The organism is Lentzea xinjiangensis, assembly GCF_900110955.1.
Taxonomy (GTDB): domain Bacteria; phylum Actinomycetota; class Actinomycetes; order Mycobacteriales; family Pseudonocardiaceae; genus Lentzea; species Lentzea xinjiangensis.
Map to the genome: position 1 here is coordinate 112,268 of NZ_FOFR01000001.1, position 22,063 is coordinate 134,330.

Consider the following 22,063-nt stretch of genomic DNA (forward strand, 5'->3'; position numbering starts at 1 on the left):
GCCAGACCCACGAGGGGATTGATGTCGACCATGACTCGCCAGGTCGTGTACGTAGTCCCGGACGTCACCGAGCCGTCCGGCGGCGTGCGCGCCATGTACCGGCACGCGGAGCTCGCCGGGCGCACCGGTTTCGACGCCAAGGTGTGGCACTTCGCCGAGGGGTTCCAGGTCGGCTGGTTCTCGTCGTCCGCGCAGGTCATCAGCGGGGAGACCTGCGAGCTCGGCCCCGACGACCTGCTGGTCGTGCCCGAGGTGATGGTGCTGGACGGCTTCGACCCGGCCCCCGGCGTGCGCAAGGTCGTCTACAACCAGAACCACTACTACACGTTCGACAACTTCAGCGGCACCGACTACCCGGCGTGGAAGCCCACGCCGCAGGTGTGGGCCGGTTCCACGGCGAGCGTGGACGTGCTGACGGCGCTGCACCCGAAGCTGAAGGTGCAGCTCGTGCCCTACGTGATCGACACCGAGCTGTACCGCTTCGCCGAGGAGCGCAAGCGCAAGGTCGTGCTGCTCCCCCGCAAGCGCCCGCGCGAGGCCGCCGTGCTGACCGCGCTGTTCCGCAACGACAAGCGGTTCGCCGGTGTCGAGGTCGTCTCGCTCGACGACGTCACCGAGCAGGAGGTGGCCGACGAGCTGGCGGACGCGTCGGTGTTCATCGCGCTCGGCCGGGACGAGGGCTTCGGCCTGCCCGTCGCGGAAGCGCTCTGCGCGGGCTGCGTCGTCATCGGCTACCCGGCGGGCGGTGGCGCCGAGCTGTTCGAGGCGCCGGGCGCGCACGCGGTCGAGGACGCCGACGTGCTGGCGGTCGTCGAGAAGGCGGCCGCGGTGCTCGCGCAGGAGCCGCCGATCGAGGAGCGCCGCTCGTACCGCGCGTGGATCGCGGAGCGGTACTCCGAGGAGTCGCTGGTCAAGCACCTGCAGACGGCGGTCGCGGCGGCCACGAGGACCAAGGCGAAGGGCGGCACGGCCCGCCACCCGCTGTCCCAGGTCGTCGTCCCCGAGGCCGACCCCGCCTCCGACCAGCTCGAGCGCAGCCTCCGGTTCGCCGAGGAGCAGAAGGCCGCCCGCGAGCGCGCCGAGTCGGTCGCGACCGGCCTGGAGGACGCGCTGGGCAAGGCCCTCGCCGAGCTCGACGAGTCGCGCCGCCGCGAGTACGTGGTCTCCCAGGAGCTGCACGACCTCAAGAACGAGTACAGCGAGCTGGCCAAGGCCGCCGAACGCCTCACCGCGCTCGACGAGGCCACGACGCTGCTCGCCGAGTACGCGCGCGACAACGACCGCCTCAACCGCAGGCTGGACGAGGAGATCCGCGAGCACCTGCACTGGCGCACGACGTTGCAGGACAGGATCGCCGACCTGGAGCGCTCCACGTCGTGGCGCGTGACGGCGCCGCTGCGCAAGGCGACCGGCGTGATCAAGGGCGGCCGCAATGCCTGACCAGCGCACCGACCTGCGGCTGCGCGTGGTCCAGTCGCGGTTCCAGAACGCGTTCTTCCACGAGCTGGCGGAGGCGATCGTCGACGAGGCGACCCGGCTGGGCGTGCCCGCCGACGTCGTGACGTCCGTCGTGGACACCGAGCCGGACGACGTCTTCGTCCTGCTGCCCACGCACGAGTACGCGGTGCTGGAGGGCGGGCAGTTCCTCGAGGACCCGCGCCTCGCCAAGCGCTGCATCGGCATCACCGCCGAGCAGCCGTCGTCGTCGCACTTCGACACGAACGTCTACTACGGGCACAAGCTTGGCGCCGTGTTCGACTTCAGCACGCTGTCGGTGAAGCGCTACCGGGCGCAGGGCATCGCGGCGGAGCACCTGCAGTTCGGCTGGACGCCCACCTGGGACGAGTTCGACGCGAACGCCGACGCCCACGAGCTCGACGTGTTGTTCATGGGCTGCGCGACGCCACGCCGTGAGCACGCTCTCTCGAAGATCGGCCGGCAGCTCTGGTCGCGCCGCAGCCGGTTGATCCTCTCGGACAACGCCGCCCCGAACACCGGCGACCACGCGGCGTTCGTCACGGGCGAACGCAAGCGGAAGCTGCTGGCGGGCAGCAAGGTCCTGGTCAACATCCACCAGGCCGACGAGCCGTACTTCGAGTGGCTGCGCGCCGCCGAGGCCGCGCACTGCGGCGCGGTGATGCTGTCCGAGACGTCGCTGCACACCGAGCCGTTCCGGCACGACGAGCACCTCGTGTTCTCCGCGCTGTCGTCGCTGCCGCACGCGCTGGCCGCGTTGCTGGAGGACCCGGACCGGCTGAAGGCGTTGCGCCGCAACGCCTACGAGCTGATCAGGGAGCACCCGTTCTCCGCCGGCGTCGAGAAGCTGCTGTCGGTGGCGCGGGACCTGCGCAAGACCCACGACGGCCACCGGTTGCGCCTCGGCCCGAGCCGCACGCAGCCGTTCCGCCAGCAGATCACCCCGGCCTGGGAGCGCGAGACCGACAGCGTCGACGCGGTGCGGCAGGCGATCCGCGAGATCCGCCTCGACATCATCGACCTGCGCCGGCGCGTCTCCACGGACCCCGCGATCGACCCCACGCCGGTGATCGACCACCGCACGCCCGCGTGGGACCGCCGCACGCCGCGCGTCTCGGTGATCATGGCGCTGTACAACCACGAGCCGTACGTCGTGGAGGCGCTGGAGTCCGCCGCGTCCGGCACGTACAGCGACCTGGAGATCATCGTCGTCGACGACTGCTCCAACGACGGCTCGAACGCCACCGTGCGCAAGTGGATGGACAAGAGCCCGCACGTCCCCGTGACGCTGGTGCGGCACCCGGTCAACCGCGGCCTGCCGCGCTCTCGCAACGAGGCGTTCCGGCACGCCCGCGGCGAGCTCGTGTTCGTGCTCGACTCGGACAACGCGATCGTCCCGACGGGCCTGGAGCGCCTGGTGGCCGCCATCGACGCCGACCCGGAGGCGTCGTTCGCCTACGGCGTGCTGCAGCGGTTCGACTCGACCGGTCCGGTGGGGCTCATGGGCGTGTGGCCGTGGGAGCCCTGGCGGCTGCGCTACGGCAACTACATCGACGCGATGGCGTTGATCAAGCACGAGGCGCTGGAGGAGCTCGAGGGCTACACGCTCGACCGCCGTCTGCACGGTTGGGAGGACTACGAGCTGTGGTGCCGGGTAGCCGAGAGCGGTGGACACGCAGCGCACGTGCAGACGATCGTCGGCCGCTACCGGCAGTCGGCGACCTCGATGCTCAGCCTCACGAACATCTCCCAGGACGCGGGCTTCGACGCCGTCCGGGAGAGCTGCCCGCGCCTCATGTCCGGGGCGCTGGAGCTGCAGGTCGACGCCCTCGGCGACTGGCTGTCCCGGGTCCGCGGCGAACGCGAGGCACGTGACGTGTGGCTCAGCAACTGGGAGGCGCAAAACGCCTAGGCCTGGACCTTTCGTAGCCTAGGTTTCACTCGTTCGTGTTGTTCGGTCCTGGGGGAGGGGTTGGTTCACGCCATGCGCGCAGTGGTCACCGGTGGTGCAGGGTTCATCGGATCGCACCTGGTAGACGCGGTGCTCGACCGCGGCTGGTCGGTCGTGGTGGTGGACGACTTCTCCTCCGGGCTCACCGAGAACGTCACGAGGTACGCCGGCGAACCGCGCTTCGAGTTCATCGAGGCCGACATCTGCGGCGACTGGACCGTGGAGGGTCCCGTCGACCTCGTGCTGAACTTCGCCTCCCCCGCTTCGCCGCCGAGGTTCCTGGAGCGTCCGCTGGAGACGCTGGAGGTCGGCTCGACGGGCGTGAAGAAGGTCGCCGAGATGGCGATCGAGAAGGGCGCGCGCCTGGTCCAGGCCTCGACCAGCGAGGTCTACGGCGAGCCGCAGGTGCACCCGCAGCCCGAGGAGTACTGGGGCAACGTCAACCCGATCGGCCCGCGCAGCGTCTACGACGAGTCCAAGCGCTACGCCGAGGCCCTGCTCGGCGCCTACCACCGCCTGGGCCTGCTCGACGTGGGCGTCGTGCGCATCTTCAACACCTACGGTCCGCGCCTTCAGGCCACGGACGGCCGCGTGGTGTCGAACTTCGTGCACCAGGCGTTGAGCGGCAAGCCGTTGACGGTCTACGGCACGGGCCGGCAGACCCGCAGCTTCTGCTACGTCGGCGACCTGGTCCGCGGCATCCTCGCGCTGGCGGATCTCGAGGGCGAGCTCGGGCCGGTGAACCTCGGCAACCCGCAGGAGATCACCGTCCTGGAGCTGGCGCAGGTCGTCGGCGACCTGACCGGCGTCTCGGTGAGCCTCGAGTACTCGGACCTGCCGACCGACGACCCGACGCAGCGCAAGCCCGACATCAGCCGCGCGCGGGCCCTGCTGGGCTGGGAGCCCGAGGTCAGCCTGCGCGAGGGCCTGCTCAGGACGATCGAGTGGTACTCGGCGAACGCGCTACCGGCCGACGCCGTGTGACGTGAGGCCGGCGCGCGTCAGGACGTCGACGTCGAGCAGGTTGCGGGTGTCCACCACGACCTGCCCGGTCATCGTCCCGGCGAGCGCCGCCCAGTCGAGCGAGCGGAACTGCGGCCACTCGGTCAGTACGACGAGCGCGTTCGCGTCCTTCGCCGCCTGCTGCACGTCGTCCACCACCGTGACGTCGTCCGTGACGCCCTCGACGGCCTGCGTGATCGCCGGGTCGTAGGCGACGAGCTCGGCGCCCTCCGCCTTGAGCATCTTCGCGATCTTCAGCGCCGGGGAGTCCCGCAGGTCGTTCGTGCCCGCCTTGAACGCGAGGCCCAGCAGCCCGAGCTTCTTGCCGGACAGGTCGCCGCCGACCGCCCCGGCGATCTTGCGGATGATCAGCCGGCTCTGCTTCTCGTTGGTGTTGATCGTGGCGGTGAGCAGCTCGAAGTCGTGGCCGGCCGCTTCGGCGATCTGCAGCAGCGCGTGGGTGTCCTTGGGCAGGCACGACCCGCCCCAGCCAGGCCCCGGCTGCAGGAACGACTGGCCGATGCGCTGGTCGAAGCCCATGCCCTCGGTGACGTTCGCGATGTCGGCGCCGAGCCGTTCGCACAGCTCGGCCATCGCGTTGACGTAGCTGAGCTTCATGGCGAGGAAGCAGTTGGCGCTGTACTTCACGAGCTCGGCGCTGGCGGCGTCCATGAGCACGGTGGGCGCGCCCAGGCGGGCGTAGAGGGCGCTGACCCGCTCGGCGGCGTTCTGGGCGTCCGACCCGACGACGATCCGGTCGGGGTGCATGAAGTCCCTGACCGCGCTGCCCTCGCGCAGGAACTCCGGGTTGCTGGCGACGAACACGTCGTCGCGTTCGAGCAGTTCGAGCACGCGGGCCGCCGTGCCGACCGGGACCGTGGACTTGTTGACCACGACGGTGCCCGGCGCGAGCAGGTCCTTCATCTCGGCCACGGCCGCCTCGACGGCCTTCAGGTCCGCGGCGCCGCCCTCGCCCATCGGCGTCGGCACGCAGAGGAAGACCACCTCGGCGTCCCGCACGGCGTTGCGCACGCCGACGACGAACTCCAGGCGGCCGGCGGCCAGTCCCTCCTGGACCAGCTCCGGCAGACCGGGTTCGAAGATCGAGACCTGCGCCCCGCGGAGCTGCTCGACCTTCTTCTCGTCGATGTCCGCGCAGATGACGTGGTGCCCCAGCGACGCGAGGCAGGCGGCTGACGTGAGCCCGACGTACCCGGCCCCGACGACCGCAACCCGGCGAACGAACATCCCCGAACCGCCCTTGATCAGCACGACCAGATGAGCGCCGATCGTCGCACAGCTCCCGCGCGCGACGGGGCGGTTTTCACAGTGGGCGTGAGATCTCTCGCAGCGGTTGTGTCAAGAACGCGGGTCGGTGCGGCTTGCAACCGCCGAAGAGTGCTACACGTCTACTACGGGTGTAGGTCACCACTCGGAGGCGACGAATGTGGATCACCGTGACGTTAGTCACATTGGGCGGTGTGGCGTTCCTGACGCGAACCGTAGTGACCGTCCTGGCCGTTTCCTCGGCCAAGAAGACAGGTGATTACCCTGAGCCACAGACGTCCACCAATTGAGATACTCTTTCGGACTACGGCTTACGGACGAACGTTGACTTACCGTACGATCCTTTCGGGTCGTATGACTGAACGGTCACTCCAAAGGTGACCCCACAGGGGTAGGTGCGCCATGGACCACGCACTGAGCAAGGTCATCGAGCTGCGCGAGAACGGGTTTCAGTTCCTCCACCTGAGGGACGACGCCGGGCAGCTCGACCGCATCATGGCGTTCAAACAGCGCAGAGGATTCATCGACTCGATCCTGTTCTGGTCCGAGACCGAGGCGCGCGCGGGACGACTGCCCGCCGTCCGCGACTCGGCCCGGCCGGCCCAGGCGGTCTGGATCTACGAGGGCCCGCTGGTCGAGGCCGTCGACCGGCTGCTCGACCTGCCGGAACCGGGCGCCCGCAACGCCCCGTCGCTGATGAAGGCGACCGCGTCCGACCTGGCCGTCGTCACGACGCTGCCGTTCAAGCTCAAGCTGCCGCCAGGGGCGATTGCCTGACTCACGGGTCAATCTATTTCGAGCCGCCGCGTTTTGCGGCGGAGATGAACGCTGCCCCGTCCAGCGCGACAACTGCGCAATTCGCCCGATTTCCGGACACCGGGACGATCCGAGGCGTCACCGCTCGAGTTCGACCACGGTCCAAACGGTACGGATGCGATCCGGAGTTCGAGATTCCGGACGCGACTTTGCACCGTCGAACTGGAGTGGTTTCCCTCCAAGGGATGAAGAAGTTCCCTCGCCTGAGTTACGCAGCTTGATGTAGAGGGTCCGATTGCGACACTTTCGCGCCTATGAACCTCAGGAAGACCGTCGCGGGGGCCGCTGTTGCCCTCGGCAGCGCCACCGTCATGCTCGGCCTGGGTGGGATCGCACACGCTGACACCGCGGACGCCACCGCGCACGCGCGGCCCGACTTCGGTGGCGAGCTCGGTGAGCTCGCGACCGTCGGCGACCTCGCGAAGGTCGACACCGCGGACGCGGGCGGCAAGCTCCAGGCGCTCAACGGCCAGCGGCCGAACGTGGTCGCGCTCGTCGACGACGTCGACGCGAGTGGCAGCGGTCTTCCCGTCGCCTCGCTGCTCGGTCTCCACCAGCGGCCGGCGGAGTCGGCGAGCGGCTTCGCGCACGTCGACATCTGATCCAACCAGCACTTCCTGGCCGGGGCGGCGCCCGATTCCCTCCCCCTCGAATCGGGCGCCGTTCCACTTCCCCGTGTTCTCCTAGGAGCGAAACGCCTTGAGCATCAAGAAGATCGTCGCTTCCGCCGGTATCGCCGCCGGCGCGTTCGCCGCACTGGCGGGCACCGCGCAGGCCGCACCGCAGCTCCCGCAGATCGACCCGATCGAGCAGCTCAACACCGTCACGCGTGCCGTGAGCGTCAACGCGCTGAAGCACTCCGGCGGCAACGTGGGAACCGTGCAGGACGGCGCCGGGACCATCAACGGCTAGCTAGGGCGCGTCCCGTGAGTCTCGTCCGCGATAGTCGCGGCCGAGGGCCCCGGAGGCGGCACCGCCGCAACGCCCGAATACGCCCGGTATGAGGACGTCGCGGCGGCACCGCCTCCGGAACTCTCGCCCGTGACTCTCATCGAACGGACTCACGGGACAAGCCCTAGCGGCCTGCCGCGTAGCCCTGCGCGCCGCGCGGGTTCGCGCCCGCGCGCAGCAGTCCGTCCGCGGAGTCCCTCCCCACGGCCGACATCCGGCCGAGGGTCCACTCGCCGGCGTCCACGACCTGGTGGCCACGCGCTCGCAACGCAGCCAGGACGTCCACGCCGGCGCGGGACTCGATGACCAGCTCCCCCGGCGTCCAGGCGCGCGGGTAGAACGAACTCGGGAACGCGTTCGTGTGCCACATCGGCGAGTCGATGGCCTCCTGCAGGTTCAGGCCCGCGCGGTGCGCCAGCCAGAAACCGAGCTGCCACTGGTCCTGCTGGTCACCGCCGGGCGTGCCGAACGCCAGCGCCGCCTCGCCGCCCCGCAGCGCCATCGACGGCGACAGCGTGATCCGCGGGCGCTTGCCGGGGGCCAGCGAGTTCGGCACACCCCTGTCCAGCCAGAACATCTGGGCGCGGCTGCCCAGGCAGAAGCCGAGCGACGGGATCGTCGGCGAGGACTGGAGCCAGCCGCCGGACGGGGTCGCGGACACCATGTTGCCCCAGCGGTCCACGACGTCCACGTGCACGGTGTCGCCGCGTGTCGCACCGGTGCGTTCCACCGTCGGCTCACCGATCGCGCCCATCGCGTCGAGCGGGGCGCCGGCCGAGGCACCGCGCAGGATGTGCTGGGGCAGCACCGGCTCGCGGCCGTCGGGCGAGCCCGGCCGCAGCTCGAAGGACGCGGTCTCGGAAATCAGCGCGCGGCGTTCGGCCGCGTACTCGCGCGAGACGAGGGTCGCGAGCGGGACGTCGTCGACGTCGCCGTACCAGGCTTCCCGGTCGGCGAACGCGAGCTTCGCCGCTTCGACGGCGAGGTGGACGGTCTCCGCCGTCGGCTTGCCGTCCACGTAGGACAGGTCGTACCCCTCCAGCAGCCGCAACTGTTGCGCCAGAACGGGTCCCTGCGTCCAGGCGCCGGCCTTGACGAGTGACCACTCGCCGAAGTCGACGACCAGCGCGTCCTCGTAGGACGCCTCCCAGGTCGCCATGTCGGCGCCGGTCAGCACCCCCGCGTGGGCGCGGCCGGAGTCGTCGCGGAACTCGGAGCGGCAGAACTCGTCGATCTGCGCGGCGACGAACCCCTGCGACCAGGCCCTGCGCCCGGCCTCGATCTGCGCCTCGCGGTCGGAGCCGGCGGCCTCGGCGGCGGCGAGCAGCCACTCCCACGTGTCGGCGAGCTTCGGGTTGCGGAAGCGGCGACCGGGTGCCGGCACCGCACCACCGGGCAGCCACTGCGCGGCCGACGTCGGCCAGTGGTCCCGGAACAGGTCCTGCACCAGCGAGATGGTGTGCGTGGCCCGCTCCACGAGCGGGAAGCCGTCGCGGGCGTACCCGATCGCCTTGTCCAGCACGTCGCGCAACGACTTGGTGCCGTGGTCACGCAGAAGAGTCAGCCAGCCGTCCCACGCCCCCGGCACGGTCGCGGCCAGCAACCCGCTGCCGGGCACCATTTCCAGGCCGAGCCCGGTGTAGTGCTCGATCGTCGCGCCGGCGGGTGCCACGCCCTGGCCGTTCAGCACGCGCGGGGCGGCGCCGGCCCTCGCGAACACGATCGGGACCTCGCCGCCGGGGCCGTTGAGGTGCGGTTCCACCACCTGGAGGACGAAACCCGCGGTCACGGCGGCGTCGAACGCGTTGCCGCCGTCCTCGAGCACCGCCATGGCCGCCGCGGAGGCCAGCCAGTGGGTCGATGCGACCATGCCGAAGGTGCCGACGAGTTCAGGGCGCGTGGTGAACACCCCATAAAGGTATGCGACGCTAACTAAATTGCGTGACTCCGAGTGATGCACGCCCCACGCCCGAATGGCTCAGCCCGGCGCGTGCCAAGGCGTCGGCGTCGAGGTGGTTGCGGGCGTCGACGACGACGTGGCCGTCCATCAGCTCCGCGACGCGCGTCCAGTCGAGTGTGCGGAAAACGGGCCAGTCGGTGAGCAGCACCGCGGCCTGCGCGCCCTTCACGGCCTGGTACGGGTCGTCGACGAGCAGCATCCCGGCGATCGGCCCGGTCACCCCGGGGTCGTACGCGGTCAGTTCGGCGCCTTCGAGCACGAGCTGCTCGGCGACGGCCAGCGCCGGCGAGTCGCGCAGGTCGTTCGTCCCGGCCTTGAACGCGAGTCCCAGCACGCCGACCCGCACGCCGGCCAGCGAACCACCGCAGGCGTCGCGCACCTTGTCAACGATCCGCAGCTGCGCCCGGACGTTGGCCTCGATCGACGACCGGACGAGTCCGAAGTCGACACCGACGGCCTCGGCGATCTGCACCATCGCGTGCGTGTCCTTCGGCAGGCACGAACCGCCCCAGCCCGGTCCCGGCCGCAGGTACGACTGCCCGATCCGCCTGTCGTGGCCCATGCCCTCGGACACCGACTCGATGTCGGCGCCCAGCAGCTCGCACAGCTCGGCGACGGCGTTGACGTAGCTCAGCTTCATCGCGAGGAAGCAGTTCGCGGCGTACTTGACCATCTCGGCGCTGGCGGCGTCCATCAGCACCGTCGGGGCGCCGAGCTTCGCGAACAGCGCCGCCACCCGTTCCGCCGCCTGCGGCGAGTCCGAGCCGACCACGATCCGGTCGGGGTGCAGGAAGTCCTCGACCGCGGTCCCCTCGCGCAGGAACTCGGGGTTCGACACGACCGCGACGTCCTCACGGCCGAGCAGCGCGCGCACGCGTGCGGATGTGCCGACGGGAACTGTGGACTTGGTGACGACGACCGTCCCGTACGGCAGCACACCGGAGATCTCCGCGGCCACCGACTCGACGGCGCTCAGGTCCGCCGCGCCGCCCGCGCCCATCGGCGTCGGCAGGCACAGGAAGACGACCTCGGCCTCGGCCACCGCGGCGGCGGCCCCGACCACGAACTCCAGCCGTCCCGCCGCCCGGCCTTCGACGACGAGCTCGGCGAGTCCGGGTTCGAGGATGTCGACCTGCCCGGCGCGCAGCCGCGCGACCTTGAGGGAGTCGACGTCCGCGCAGACCACGCGGTGTCCGAGAGAGGCCAGGCAGGCTCCGGTGGTCAACCCGACGTAACCGGTCCCCACCACGGCGATCCGACGCGCGAACATGCGGGTGACCCTGACATGCCCAGTTGGCGTCCCGGAGAACGCCGTACGACTTTCGTCGTAGCTGACCGTGACAGATCTCCTCCCAGAGGTCTACCGGCGCGGCCGATGTTTCGAACAGCCTCGAACGGCACAGTTCAAGGCATGGGAATCTTGATGACTGCGACGATCTTCATCGGCCTCGCGCTGCTGGCGGCGGTGCCGCTGGTGGCGCTGCTGCACCTCGCCGACCGGTCGCCCTCCCGGTTCTGAAAGGGCCGGGCACCGAGTTCGGGTAACGAGCGTTAACCTCCTCGCGAGCAGTTCGCTTCGAGGAGGGTGAAGGCATGGAGATCTCGGGTACCGCGGCCATCGTCACCGGTGGCGCGTCCGGTCTCGGCGGCGCGACCGCACGTGCGCTGGCGGCGCGGGGGGCGCAGGTGTTCGCGCTCGACCTGCCCGGTGCCGTGGAGCAGGCCGAGACCGTCGAGAACGTCACCTACCTGGCCGCCGACGTGACCTCGGCCGAAGAGGTCCAGGCCGCCGTCGACACCGCCGCCGGTTCGGGCGCCCCGCTGCGCATCACGGTGAACTGCGCGGGCATCGGCCCGTCGTCCCGCACCGTCGGCAAGACCGGCCCGCACGACCTCGACCTCTACCGCAAGGTCGTCGAGGTCAACCTGATCGGCACGTTCAACGTGCTGCGCCTGGCCGCCGCCGCCATGGGCAAGACCGAGGAGCTGGAGCACGGCGCCCGCGGCGTCATCATCAACACCGCCTCGATCGCCGCGTTCGACGGCCAGATCGGCCAGGTCGCCTACGCCTCCTCGAAGGGCGGCGTCGTCGGCATGACCCTCCCGGCCGCGCGCGACCTCTCGAGCGTGGGCATCCGCGTGCTGACCATCGCGCCCGGCATCGTCGACACCCCGATGCTCGCGACGGTCTCCGACGAGTTCCGCGCGGGCCTCGCCGCCGGCGTGCCGTTCCCGAAGCGCCTCGCCCAGCCGGCCGAGTACGCGCAGCTCGCCCTGTCGATCATCGAGCACGACTACCTGAACGGCGAGGTCATCCGCATGGACGGCGCCCTGCGGATGGCCCCCCGCTAGAGATCGCCCGCGTAGGGCAGCTTGGACATCGCGTCCGAGGTCATCCACTCGCGCAGCCGGTGGGTGGCCCGGACGTCGTCCTCGTTGTACTCCAGCAGCCGCCGCCGCTGCTCGACGTCGAGCTCGTCACCGTTCAGCCCCACGGCGGCCCGGTACCAGCGCATGGAGTTCTCGCCGCCGGCCTCCGGGTCGCGCCACTGGAAGCCCGCGGCCGGCGCGATGATCTTCAGGCCCTTGCCGTGCGCGCACAGGAACTGCTCGCGGACGATCCCGAACAGGTCCACCCACGCGTCCGAGCCGATGAACTCCTTGACCTGGGCGACCGTGGGGATGCCCGGCTTGCCCGCGAAGCGCTCCGCCGACGCGAGCAGCCAGCGGTTCTCCGCCAGCTCGTTGTAGCAGTAGGCGCGGAACGACAGCCCGCGCGCTTTCGCCCGCAGCCGGATGCCGGTCAGCCACGTCCAGAACTCGGCGAACGAGCGCGCCTCGTCATCGCACGGCAATGCGTCCCACGTCACGAACGCGCGGTAGCCGTACTCCTCGTCGATGTCCTTTCCGGACAACAGGCAGCCCCACATGTACGCGCCGAGATCGCCGAAGCTCTCCATGTCGACGTCGACCTCGACGTCCGCGCGCGGCACGTCCATCTCCGGCACCCGCCGCACCAGCGCCAGGTCCCGCAGCCACGCGCGCGCCAGCACCACGGCGTCGCCGAACGGCATGCCCACCAACTGGACCGGGCCCTCCGCCGCGGGGTCCAGCTCGGCCAGCGCATCCACTGTGGACAGTCCAACCTTGCGCAGCGCCACGGCGTCCTCGCCGCGCACGACCAGGCTGACGTCCCGGCCCTGCTTGAGATCGCTGTCACACGTCGGCCACCACGGGCAGGTCTTGCAGTCGACGATCCGCGACGGCCTGGCGAGCGGGTCCTTCTGGTTGACCGCCGCGAGCGCCACCGAGAGCCGGTCGCTGAACCGCGCGTCGTACTCGGCCAGCGCCGTCCTGCCGCCTGGCCACGTCGGCGCCTCGAGGTCGTGCCACAGCACCACGTCGGCGTCCATGCCGATCACGCCACCGGTGGCGCGTCCGCTGCGCGCGTACCCGGCGGCCTGCAACTGCCGTTGGGCGTGGGCCAGCCTGAGCTGGTCGCGGGGCTGCGGCCGCACCTTGCGGTGCGGGTCCGTGCGGCTGCCGCCGGGCAGGGGCATGGTCAACGGGCTGGTGCGGGCGCCCTGGCCGGGATCGGTGATCTTGTGTCGCACCACGAGCACCGGCACGTACCCGGTGGAGTCCTTGACCAGCAGGTCGATGCCACCGCGCCGGCCGCCCCGCGGGTCACGCGGCAGAGCCGCGCCCCAGATGTACGGCGCGCCCATCTCCATCGCGGCGAGCGTGACGCGTTCCCGGTCGGCACTGCGCACGTCGGGTCCGCTGGGCACCTCGAAGAGGTCGGAGCCGACGATGCGGCCCAGGGCGTCCGCCACCGCGCGGCGGTGGTTCGCCGCGTCCGCTTTCCGTTGTTCCGAAGCCGGATCCGGCGCCGCTTTGGGAGCGTCGCGCATCTCCGGATCGTTTTCGAGGTGCACCCGCCGCCGACAACGAGTGACCACGCCGGCGTCGAGCTGCACCTGGGAAGTCACGGATGCAGCGTATGTCGCGCGTCGGTGAGATGTGTCGGCAACCTGGGCAGTAAGTTCCACGTGACGGAGGAGGTGTACCCGAATGGCGCGCAAAGCGAAGGCCGGCTTCACGCCCAGCAGGGCGAAGAACCTGGTCGGTGTCGCGAAGGTGGTGGCGCCCGCGCTCATTCCGGTGCTGGCCCCGGTGATCGCTCGCGGAGCCGGTCTGCTGAGCGAGCGGTACGACCGGTTCCGGGCACGCCGGCTCGGCATCGACGTCGCGGACATCGGGAAGTACTCCGGCTACGGAGCCCGGTTGCACGCGCGGATCGTCGGCTTCGCGGAGTCGCTCGAGGCGGTGCGGGCCGCGGACTCCGACTGGGCCTCGAAGACCGAGGCACGCCTGGCTCAGCTCCTGGCCGCCGTGCGCGCCGCCGAACGGATGCCGGCGGCCCGGCGCAAAGCAGCGCACCGGGCCGTCTCGACGGATCTGGAAATGTTGGAGCAGGAACTGCTCAGGCGCCTGAACGTGCGGTGACCTCCGGGGTCTTCCCGGTGACCTCGGCCACGGCCTTGACCGCCGCCGCCTCGACCACCTGACCGGGGTCGAGGTGCGCGGTGACCTCTTCCATCACCTCGGCGACCCGCTCCTCGCGCCTGATCATCGGGTCGGACCGCAGGTCCTTCGCCAGCGACACGCACAACCCGACCATCACGACCATGAACGGCAACGCCGCGATGATCGTGAGGTTCTGCAGTCCTGTCAGCGCGTTGGACCCGCCGACCAGGAGCATCACCGCGGCGACCGCACCGGTCAGCACACCCCAGAAGACCACCCCCGGCTTCGTCGGCTGGATCGTGCCCCGCTGGGAGAGCGTTCCCATGACGATCGACGCGGCGTCCGCACCGGACACGAAGAAGATCGCCACCAGCACCATGACGATGACGCCGGCGACGGCCGCCAGGGGGAACTGGCCGAGCAGCGCGAAGAGCTGGGACTCCGGGGTGGCTTGTCCCGCGAGGTCGGTCCCCGACCGCTGCTCGAAGATCGCCGTCCCGCCCAGGACCGCGAACCACACCAGCGACACCGCGGACGGCACCAGGATCACCCCGGCCACGAACTGCTTGATCGTCCGGCCGCGCGAGATGCGCGCGATGAACATGCCGACGAACGGCGTCCACGAGATCCACCACGCCCAGTAGAAGATCGTCCAGCCGGACAGCCACGTCTCCGTCGCGTCGCCACCCGAGGCGGCGGTCCGGCCGGCCATGTTCGCGAGCTCGCGGAAGTAGTCGCCCAGCGCGGTCGGCAGCAGGTTCAGGATGAACACCGTCGGGCCGACGACGAACAGGAACAGCGCCAGCACCACGGCCAGCACCATGTTGGTGTTCGACAGCCACTGGATGCCCTTGGCCACCCCCGACACCGCGGACGCGACGAACGCCACGGTCAGCACGGCGATGATCGCGACGAGCACGCCCTTGCCGACGCCGCCCGTCCAGCCCGCCGCCTCCAGCCCGCTGCCGATCTGCAGCGCGCCGAGCCCGAGTGAGGTGGCCGAGCCGAAGAGGGTCGCGAAGATGGCCATCACGTCGATGGCACGGCCCCAGCCGGACGCGGCACGGCGGCCCAGCAGCGGCGCGAACGCGGAGCTGATGAGCGAGGACCGGCCGCGGCGGAAGCTGCCGTACGCGATGGCGATGCCGACGACGGCGTAGATCGCCCACGGGTGCAACGTCCAGTGGAAGAGCGTGGTGGCCATCGCGGTTTCGAGGGGATCCCCGTCGGTGCCGGGCGGCGGCTTCACGAAGTGGGTCAGCGGCTCGTTCACGCCGTAGAACATGAGCCCGATGCCCATGCCCGCGCTGAACATCATCGCGACCCACGAGACGGTCTTGAACTCGGGCTTCTCGTCGTCGCGGCCGAGCGGGATCTTGCCGTAGCGGCTGAAGGCGAGCCACAGGGCGAAGACCACGAACCCGGAGGCCGAGATCACAAAAGCCCAGCCCAGATTCCGGATGATCCAGCCCAGCGCCGTCTTCGAGGCGGACGCCAAACTGTCTGTCCCAACGATTCCCCAGGTCACGAACGCAAGCGTGAGACCTGCGGCAACGCCGAACACGACCCGGTCGGTACGGCCCGGCTTGTCGCATTGAACGGTCATGCGGCCGCGAATACCCGCTGATGGACCTCGGCAAACTCCTCCGATTACCCTCAGCGCTGTGAGCACCCGGCCGAGTGAGTTGCGCACCCTGCGGGGTGCCGCGCTCGCGCTGACCTCGGCGGCGCTCACGATCGCCGCGCACGGGCTGGGCGGCGGTGAGCTGCCGGAGTTCATCCACGCGTTGCCGCTGGTCGTGCTCATCGCGTTCGCCGCGGCGAGTCTCGCGGACCGCCGCACCGGCAAGCTCTCCGTCATGGCCGGCCTCGGCACGGCGCAGCTCGCGCAGCACCTGCTGCTCACGTGGGTCAACCACGAGCACACGAACACCCTCACCGGGCAGATGGTCCTGGCGCACCTCGTCGCCGCGGCGCTGACCGGACTGCTCCTGTTCCACGCGGAGAACGCCCTGTTCCGGCTGTTCGCCGCGGTCACCCGCCTGATCCCCCGCAGGCTCACGCCGCTGCCGGTCACCACGCCGGTGCGGACGTTCGACAGCACGCCGTACACGAGGCACGAACACGCGGTCCTCCACACACGCGCGCACGGCCGACGAGGCCCACCCAGCAGCTCCTGATCACCCGATCCCACCCCTCTGGCAACCAGGAGTCACAACTTCATGTCGACCAACCGATTCGGCGTGCGCACGCTCGCCGTCCTCGCCGTCGCCGGGATCGCCGTGCTCGGCACTCCGGTCACCGCGTCCGCGCACGTCACCGCCCAGCCCGCCGAGTTCACCCAGGGCGGCCGCGCCACGTTCGCGTTCCGCGTCCCGAACGAGCGGGACACCGCCGGCACCACCAAGATCGAGGTGACGCTGCCGCAGGACACCCCGCTCACCTCGGTGCGCACCAAGCCGCTGGCCGGCTGGAAGGCCGAGGTCGTCAAGGGCAAGCTCGACAAGCCCGTGACGATCGCCGGCAAGGAGGTCACCGAGGCCTTCAAGACGATCACCTGGACCGCCGAGCCCGGCGTGAAGATCGGCGTCAACGAGTACCAGGAGTTCTTCGTCGCGCTCGGCACCCTGCCAGAGGGCAAGGACACGCTGCTGCTCCCGACCAAGCAGACCTACGAGAACGGCGAGGTCGTGGACTGGTCCCAGGCGTCCGCCGACGGCAAGGAGCCGGAGCACCCGGCGCCCGCGCTGAAGCTCGCCCCGAAGAAGGCGGGCGACGACGGCCACGGCGGCCACGGCACGACCCCGGCCGCGAACAGCACCGACACGCACGAGGCGGCGGCCGCCGGTTCCGACCAGACGGCCCGCTACCTCGGTGGCGCCGGTCTGGCCGTCGGCGCGCTCGGCTTGGGCTTCGGCGTCGGCGCGATCCTGCGTTCGCGGCGCAAGGCATGAAGCGCGCGCTCATCGCGTGCCTGATCGCAGGTGCGGCCGTGCTCGTCACGGCCGCCCCCGCGGCGGCGCACAACACGCTCATCGGCAGCGACCCGAAGGACAAGACGTCGCTGGAGACCGGCCCGTCGGCGGTGACGCTCACGTTCGACCAGGACGTGCAGGGCGGCGAGGGCATCAACACGATCTCCGTCGTCGACGCGAACGGCGGGCACTACGAGGCCGCGGGCGATCCGACGATCAAGGACAACGCCGTCACCGCGAAGGTCAACGCGCTCGGCAAGGCCGGGCAGTACAAGATCGGCTACCGGGTCCTGTCGGCGGACGGCCACCCGGTGTCCGGTGAGCTGACGTTCACGCTGACCAAGGACGGCACGGGCACCCCCACCACACCGGCGAACCCGACCGCCTCGGGCGACAGCGGCTCCGGCGGCGGCCTGCCCGTCTGGGTGTGGGTCGTCGGCGCGGTGGTGCTGCTCGGCGGTGGCGTGTTCCTCGCCCTGCGCGGAGGCGGCGCGAAGGCATGAGGGGCGTCCGGACCGCCGTCCCCACCCACCACCGCGTGCTCGCCGGGCTGGTCCTCGGCGCGCTCGCGGGCATCGCGCTCGGCCTCGTGCTGGCACCACCGGTCGTGGTCGCCGGGGTCGTCGACGCCGGGGTGGCGGTCCGGTACGGCCTGCCGGTCACGCGGGTGCTGCTCGACGTGTCGGCGACGGTCGTCGTCGGCCTGTCGATCCTGCCGAAGCTGCTCGGTTTCGACCGTCCCACGCACACCGAACCGGTCATGCGCGTCGCCCGGCCGGCCGCGGTCGTCGCCGCCGCCGTCTGGGTGGCCACGGCGCTGACCGCCATCGTGCTGCAGGCCGCCGAGCTGCGGCCGGGCAGCAACGTCAGCGTCGGCAACGCCCTCGATTACATCGCGGACGTCGGCGCGGGCAAGGGCCTGCTGTTCAGCGCCGCCTGCGCGTTCGTGTACCTGTTCATCGGCGTCATGGCCGTGCGCGGCGGTGAGTCCGTGCCCGCCGAGCTGCGCATCCTCATCTCGATGTTCGGCCTGCTGCCGATCCCGGTGACCGGGCACGCCTCCAACTGGGAGTACCACGACTACTCGATGGTCTCCATGGAGCTGCACGTGCTGGGCGCCGCGGCGTGGACCGGCGGGCTCGGCGCGTTGGTCGCGCTGGTCGCCCACCGCAAGGGCCTGCTGGCGGTCGCGCTGCCGAAGTTCTCCAGGATCGCCACCGCGAGCCTGGTCGTGGTGACGGCGACGGGCCTGTTCAACGGGCTGCTGGAGCTGATCCTCAATCCGGTCGTGCCGTTCCCGCGATCGGTGTTCACGACCGGCTACGGCCTGCTGTTCGTCGGCAAGGCCGTGTGCGCGGTGCTGGTCGCGGTGCTCGGCGCGCACATCCGGTGGCGGTTGCTGCCGCGGATCGCCCGGCACGAGGTCACGGCGATCGTGCAGTGGGCGGTGCTCGAGGTGACCGTCCTGGGCGTCGCCTTCGGTCTCGCCGTCGTCCTGAGCCGCGCGCCCGTCAGCTGAACCCCGTCGCGACCCTCACCAGGTCGGCGAGCGCGCGTGACCGGCTGTGCGGCGGCCAGGCGATCACCGTCGTCACCCTGGGCGCGTCGACGACGGGCACCGCGACCAGCCCTTCGGCCAGTCCCGCGCGGACGAACTCCGGCATGACCGCGACGGCCCTGCCGAGCTCGATCATCTGGAACAGCTGCGTCAGGTTGCGCACCTCGATGCCGGGACCGTCCGGGTAGGTGCCGTCCGGACGCGGCCAGCGGACCTGGTCGCTCAGGTCGCTGATGTCCGCCGTCCGCAGCCCGGGCGCTCCCGCGAGCCGGTGCGTCGCCGGCATGACCGCGACCTGCCCCTCGGTGTGCAGGACCTCCACGTCGAGGCCGGTCGTCGGGTCGTACGGCTCGTGCAGCAGCGCGACGTCGGCCCGTCCGTCGAGCAGCGGGAGGTGGGTGTTCGACTCGCACAGCAGGAGGTCGACGGGGACGGCGCCGGGCTCGGCGGCGTACGCGTCGAGCAGCTTCGCCAGCACCTCGCCGGAACTGCCGGCCTTCGCGGCCAGCACCAGCGACGGCCGGTCGGCGGCCGCGCTCCTGGTCCGGCGCTCGGCCGCCACGACCGCCCCGAGGATCCCCCTGGCCTCGGTCAGCAGGGTCGCGCCGGCGCCGGTGAGCGAGACCCGGCGGCTGGTGCGGGTCAGCAGCGCGACACCGAGCCGGTGTTCGAGCTGGGCGATCGTCCGCGACAGCGGTGGCTGGGCGATGCCCAGGCGTTCGGCGGCGCGGCCGAAGTGCAGTTCTTCCGCGACCGCGACGAAGTACCGGAGCTCTCGGGTCTCCACGACGTCCACGGTATCCATACCGGCCGGGTATCGCTGCGACACCGGAACGGTGTTGGTCTCGAACGCTCGCCGGACCACGATCGAATCCATGAGCGAACAGACGATCGCGCTGGTCACGGGCGCGAACAAGGGCATCGGCCACGAGATCGCGGCAGGCCTCGGCGCGCTCGGGATGAGCGTCGGAGTCGGCGCGCGGGACCGTCGGCGCGGCGAGGAGGCGGCGGCGAAACTGCGGGCGAACGGCGCCGACGCGTTCTTCGTGCCGTTGGACGTGACCGACGACGAGAGCGTGGCCTCCGCCGCGTCACTGGTCGACGAGCGGTTCGGCCGCCTCGACGTGCTGGTCAACAACGCGGGCATCGCCGGGCAGTGGCCGACTGCGCCTTCCGCCGCCACCCCGGAGCTGCTGACGAAGGTGCTGGACACCAACGTGATCGGCGTCGTCCGGGTCACCAACGCGGTGCTGCCCCTGCTGCGGCGGTCGGCACGGCCGCGCATCGTCAACCAGTCGAGCCACCTGTCGTCGCTGACCTTGCAGAACTCGCCGGAGGTGGACTTCGTCGACGTCGACGGGGTCTACATGCCGTCGAAGACGTTCCTGAACGCCGTCACGGTGCAGTACGCCAAGGAACTCACCGGGATCAAGGTCAACGCCGTGTGCCCCGGTTACGTCGCCACCGACTTCAACGGTTTCCAGGGGCACGAGACCCCGGCGAACGGCGCCAGGATCGCGGTCAGGCTGGCCACCCTGCCGGACGACGGCCCGACCGGCGGCCTGTTCGACGACGCCGGCCCGGTGCCCTGGTGAGACAGATGTTCAACGTGAAACATCCGCAGCTCCGGACCCAGTCGACGAGTGGTCCGATCGGCACGACGAGCTGCGCGCGAACGGCCTAGTCGGTGATCAGTCGAGCCGAAGATTCCTCGCGCATCCGCGCCAGCCGGTTCATCGTCCGCTGACCGCGGCGGTCCAGCTCGCGGCTGTCGATCCAGCCGTTGGCGTAGTAGCGGTAGTCCTGCGCCAGCGCCACGAGCTCGGCGAGGTAGTCGGCGGACCGGCGTCGCCGCTCCTCGTCGAACGCCGCCAGCAGCGGTAGCTGGGTGTCCACCACCTCGTCGAGCAACTGCGCGGATCGCAGCGCTCTCCTGGAACGCCACCTCCGTGTAAGGCTCACGCGCCGCACCTCGTCCTCCGCCCGACCTGCCGCACCCTAGGCGTGGATTGCACGCCCGTCGATGCTGCATTCGTGTGCGAAGGCGCTGGCGTTACCGGTTCGTGTCCCACACCATCCGAAAGGGATGCTATAGGACCCAAACGAGATGGGATCAGGCGGCGGTGTCGGCGCCGGTGAACCGGGCGACGCGGTCGGCCAGCTCGCGGGCCTCCGGGTTGTTGCGGCGCTTCTCGGCTTCCTGGCGGAGCGGCTCCATCCGCTGCTTCGTGCGCACCGACTTGAGGCTCTCCGACAGGTCGACGGCCTGCCGGCCGATCTTGGCGCCGTGGTCGATGTCGCCCTCGAGCAGGTGGTTGATCGCCATCGAGGTCAGGTTGAACGAGCGGCTGCGCGCGTACTCGTCACCGAAGTTGTTGATCGCCTTGGACAGGGCGGGGATGGCCGTCCGCGTGTACTTGGCGTCCACCGTCTGGGCCAGCTCCGTGTGCACCGTGCCGATCATGGAGGAGAGGTCGATCTCGTTGAAGAACTTCGCCCAGGCGGGAGCCTCGGCGACGTTCGCGCGGGAGAACTCGTCGCGCGCGCGGCCGAGCAGCTTGAGCGCCTGCTCGTCGGAGCCCATCTTCGCGTAGGCCCAGGCCTCGTTCGCGCACAGGATGCCCACCGCGAGCTCGGACCCGGAGTTCTGCGCCGCCAGCTGGCCGAGCTGGAACACCTTCAGCGCGTCGTCGGGGGCGTTCTGGTGCAGGTAGACGCGGCCCATGCGGTACAGGATGTTCGCCATCAGCGCCTCGTTCTCGCCCTGCTTGGCGAGGTCGAGGGCCTGGCCGAAGTGGTTGCGGGCCGAGTCCATCAGGCCCGTGTCGAACGACGTCCAGCCGGCGAGGTTGTGCAGGTCGGCCAGCGCGACGTAGAGGCGCTGGCGGACGATGTCCGTGGAGCTCGCACCGAGCATCTGCTGTCCCCAGGACAGCTGGGCGACCACGGCGTCGCGGCAGGAGCCGCCGCCGTACTGGTAGTCGAGGGCGCGCAGAGCCCGCGTCGCCGCCTCGACCTGACGCACGTCGGTCATGCCGATGCGTCCCGGAGCCGGAGTCTGTGTGGGGTGTGAGACCCACGACCCGGAGTCCGCTCCGAACACGGCCGCGCCGACTGTCACGGCGGCGGCGTGCGCGAGGAACTTCCGACGCTTCACCGACTCGTCCTCCTCAGGATGGGGTGAGTCCGCGGTCGCGGCCACCCTCACTGCCGTTGTCTCGTCATAGGCGAGACCCATGTATCCACGTGGGACACCCAGACCCATGGCGATCCTCGTGAGGACGTCGTACGCCATCACCTGGCGTCCCTTGAGGATCTCCGAGACCTCGGACTGCGACTGCCCGGTGAGCGCCGCGATCTGGCGCTGGGACACACCGTGCCTGCGGAGCAGCCGGTAGACCGAGCTGATCTCCCGCCGGGCCAGTGCGTCCCGCATCTCCTGCTGGTCCCACACGTCGGCGGGGATAGGAGAGCCCTGGGAGCTCATGGTGTTCATCGCGCACCCTCACAGTCCGTTGGGCGTCATCGGCAGACTAGGGGCAGGTCCCCGAGCCGGA

At 70.5% G+C, this 22,063-nt stretch carries 21 protein-coding genes; 13 read left to right on the plus strand and 8 right to left on the minus strand.

Features of this window, described 5'->3' with window-relative positions; translation table 11 throughout:
- Positions 1-21: 21 nt before the first annotated feature.
- From BMW88_RS00595 to BMW88_RS00605, 3 genes are all read left to right on the plus strand, one after another.
- Entirely contained in the window at positions 22-1,440 is a 1,419-nt protein-coding gene (locus BMW88_RS00595) for a glycosyltransferase (RefSeq protein WP_089948227.1), read from the plus strand.
- Positions 1,433-3,388: a glycosyltransferase gene (locus BMW88_RS00600; protein WP_089948229.1), complete on the plus strand. Its 1,956-nt coding sequence runs from the start codon at positions 1,433-1,435 to the stop codon at positions 3,386-3,388. Before BMW88_RS00595 ends, BMW88_RS00600 begins: the two co-directional genes overlap by 8 nt.
- Before the next feature lie 72 nt (positions 3,389-3,460).
- On the plus strand, positions 3,461-4,411 hold the full coding sequence (locus tag BMW88_RS00605) for a UDP-glucuronic acid decarboxylase family protein (protein ID WP_089948230.1): 951 nt from the start codon (positions 3,461-3,463) through the stop codon (positions 4,409-4,411).
- Here the strand turns inward: BMW88_RS00605 and BMW88_RS00610 are convergent.
- The gene (locus BMW88_RS00610) at positions 4,391-5,677 is read right to left on the minus strand and encodes a UDP-glucose dehydrogenase family protein (protein ID WP_089949380.1); all 1,287 of its coding nucleotides are present in this window, start codon (positions 5,675-5,677) and stop codon (positions 4,391-4,393) included. The two genes, BMW88_RS00605 and BMW88_RS00610, sit on opposite strands and share 21 nt — an antisense overlap.
- Positions 5,678-6,118: 441 nt before the next feature.
- On the opposite strand from BMW88_RS00610, the gene BMW88_RS00615 reads away from it, so the two are divergent.
- From BMW88_RS00615 to BMW88_RS00625, 3 genes are all read left to right on the plus strand, one after another.
- On the plus strand, positions 6,119-6,493 hold the full coding sequence (locus BMW88_RS00615) for a hypothetical protein (RefSeq protein ID WP_030465567.1): 375 nt from the start codon (positions 6,119-6,121) through the stop codon (positions 6,491-6,493).
- A 293-nt stretch (positions 6,494-6,786) separates the two neighbouring features.
- Complete coding sequence (locus tag BMW88_RS00620) at positions 6,787-7,134, plus strand: hypothetical protein (RefSeq protein ID WP_089948232.1); 348 nt, start codon at positions 6,787-6,789, stop codon at positions 7,132-7,134.
- Positions 7,135-7,231: 97 nt separating this feature from the next.
- Positions 7,232-7,444 carry a hypothetical protein gene (locus BMW88_RS00625; RefSeq protein WP_089948234.1) on the plus strand — a complete coding sequence of 71 codons (213 nt, stop codon included), beginning with the start codon at positions 7,232-7,234 and terminating at the stop codon, positions 7,442-7,444.
- A 163-nt stretch (positions 7,445-7,607) separates the two neighbouring features.
- Here BMW88_RS00625 and BMW88_RS00630 read toward each other — a convergent pair whose 3' ends face one another.
- Both BMW88_RS00630 and BMW88_RS00635 read right to left on the minus strand, forming a co-directional pair.
- Entirely contained in the window at positions 7,608-9,392 is a 1,785-nt protein-coding gene (locus BMW88_RS00630) for a gamma-glutamyltransferase family protein (protein WP_089948235.1), read from the minus strand.
- A 19-nt stretch (positions 9,393-9,411) separates the two neighbouring features.
- A complete protein-coding gene (locus BMW88_RS00635; RefSeq protein WP_089948237.1) occupies positions 9,412-10,713 on the minus strand; it encodes a UDP-glucose dehydrogenase family protein in 1,302 nt (433 codons plus the stop codon).
- A gap of 323 nt (positions 10,714-11,036) precedes the next feature.
- Here BMW88_RS00635 and BMW88_RS00640 point away from each other — a divergent pair, with 323 nt between their 5' ends.
- Positions 11,037-11,795 carry an SDR family NAD(P)-dependent oxidoreductase gene (locus BMW88_RS00640; protein ID WP_089948239.1) on the plus strand — a complete coding sequence of 253 codons (759 nt, stop codon included), beginning with the start codon at positions 11,037-11,039 and terminating at the stop codon, positions 11,793-11,795.
- Here BMW88_RS00640 and BMW88_RS00645 read toward each other — a convergent pair.
- A complete protein-coding gene (locus BMW88_RS00645) occupies positions 11,792-13,435 on the minus strand; it encodes a TM0106 family RecB-like putative nuclease (RefSeq protein ID WP_089948241.1) in 1,644 nt (547 codons plus the stop codon). The genes BMW88_RS00640 and BMW88_RS00645 overlap by 4 nt on opposite strands.
- 82 nt (positions 13,436-13,517) lie before the next feature.
- Between BMW88_RS00645 and BMW88_RS00650 the strand changes: the two genes are divergently transcribed.
- The gene (locus BMW88_RS00650) at positions 13,518-13,952 is read left to right on the plus strand and encodes a DUF6474 family protein (protein ID WP_089948243.1); all 435 of its coding nucleotides are present in this window, start codon (positions 13,518-13,520) and stop codon (positions 13,950-13,952) included.
- On the opposite strand, the gene BMW88_RS00655 is transcribed toward BMW88_RS00650, so the two are convergent.
- A complete protein-coding gene (locus BMW88_RS00655; RefSeq protein WP_089948244.1) occupies positions 13,930-15,579 on the minus strand; it encodes a BCCT family transporter in 1,650 nt (549 codons plus the stop codon). The genes BMW88_RS00650 and BMW88_RS00655 overlap by 23 nt on opposite strands.
- Positions 15,580-15,637: 58 nt before the next feature.
- Between BMW88_RS00655 and BMW88_RS00660 the strand changes: the two genes are divergently transcribed.
- Genes BMW88_RS00660 through BMW88_RS00675 form a run of 4 tightly spaced genes read left to right on the plus strand, consistent with a single transcriptional unit; the run spans position 15,638 to position 18,467 of the window.
- The gene (locus tag BMW88_RS00660; protein ID WP_089948246.1) at positions 15,638-16,153 is read left to right on the plus strand and encodes a hypothetical protein; all 516 of its coding nucleotides are present in this window, start codon (positions 15,638-15,640) and stop codon (positions 16,151-16,153) included.
- A gap of 42 nt (positions 16,154-16,195) precedes the next feature.
- A complete protein-coding gene (locus tag BMW88_RS00665) occupies positions 16,196-16,927 on the plus strand; it encodes a YcnI family copper-binding membrane protein (protein WP_089948247.1) in 732 nt (243 codons plus the stop codon).
- Complete coding sequence (locus BMW88_RS00670; protein WP_089948248.1) at positions 16,924-17,451, plus strand: copper resistance CopC family protein; 528 nt, start codon at positions 16,924-16,926, stop codon at positions 17,449-17,451. The genes BMW88_RS00665 and BMW88_RS00670 overlap by 4 nt, the downstream gene beginning before the upstream one ends.
- Positions 17,448-18,467: a copper resistance D family protein gene (locus tag BMW88_RS00675; protein ID WP_089948250.1), complete on the plus strand. Its 1,020-nt coding sequence runs from the start codon at positions 17,448-17,450 to the stop codon at positions 18,465-18,467. The genes BMW88_RS00670 and BMW88_RS00675 overlap by 4 nt, the downstream gene beginning before the upstream one ends.
- Here the strand turns inward: BMW88_RS00675 and BMW88_RS00680 are convergent.
- The gene (locus BMW88_RS00680) at positions 18,460-19,293 is read right to left on the minus strand and encodes a LysR family transcriptional regulator (RefSeq protein WP_089949381.1); all 834 of its coding nucleotides are present in this window, start codon (positions 19,291-19,293) and stop codon (positions 18,460-18,462) included. The genes BMW88_RS00675 and BMW88_RS00680 overlap by 8 nt on opposite strands.
- 88 nt (positions 19,294-19,381) lie before the next feature.
- Between BMW88_RS00680 and BMW88_RS00685 the strand changes: the two genes are divergently transcribed.
- Complete coding sequence (locus BMW88_RS00685; RefSeq protein WP_089948252.1) at positions 19,382-20,101, plus strand: SDR family oxidoreductase; 720 nt, start codon at positions 19,382-19,384, stop codon at positions 20,099-20,101.
- 85 nt (positions 20,102-20,186) lie between these two features.
- Here the strand turns inward: BMW88_RS00685 and BMW88_RS00690 are convergent, their stop codons facing one another.
- Together BMW88_RS00690 and BMW88_RS00695 are read right to left on the minus strand one after the other, a co-directional pair.
- Positions 20,187-20,468 carry a hypothetical protein gene (locus BMW88_RS00690; protein ID WP_089949382.1) on the minus strand — a complete coding sequence of 94 codons (282 nt, stop codon included), beginning with the start codon at positions 20,466-20,468 and terminating at the stop codon, positions 20,187-20,189.
- A gap of 151 nt (positions 20,469-20,619) precedes the next feature.
- Complete coding sequence (locus BMW88_RS00695) at positions 20,620-22,002, minus strand: helix-turn-helix domain-containing protein (protein WP_089948253.1); 1,383 nt, start codon at positions 22,000-22,002, stop codon at positions 20,620-20,622.
- Between the last annotated feature and the right edge of the window lie 61 nt (positions 22,003-22,063).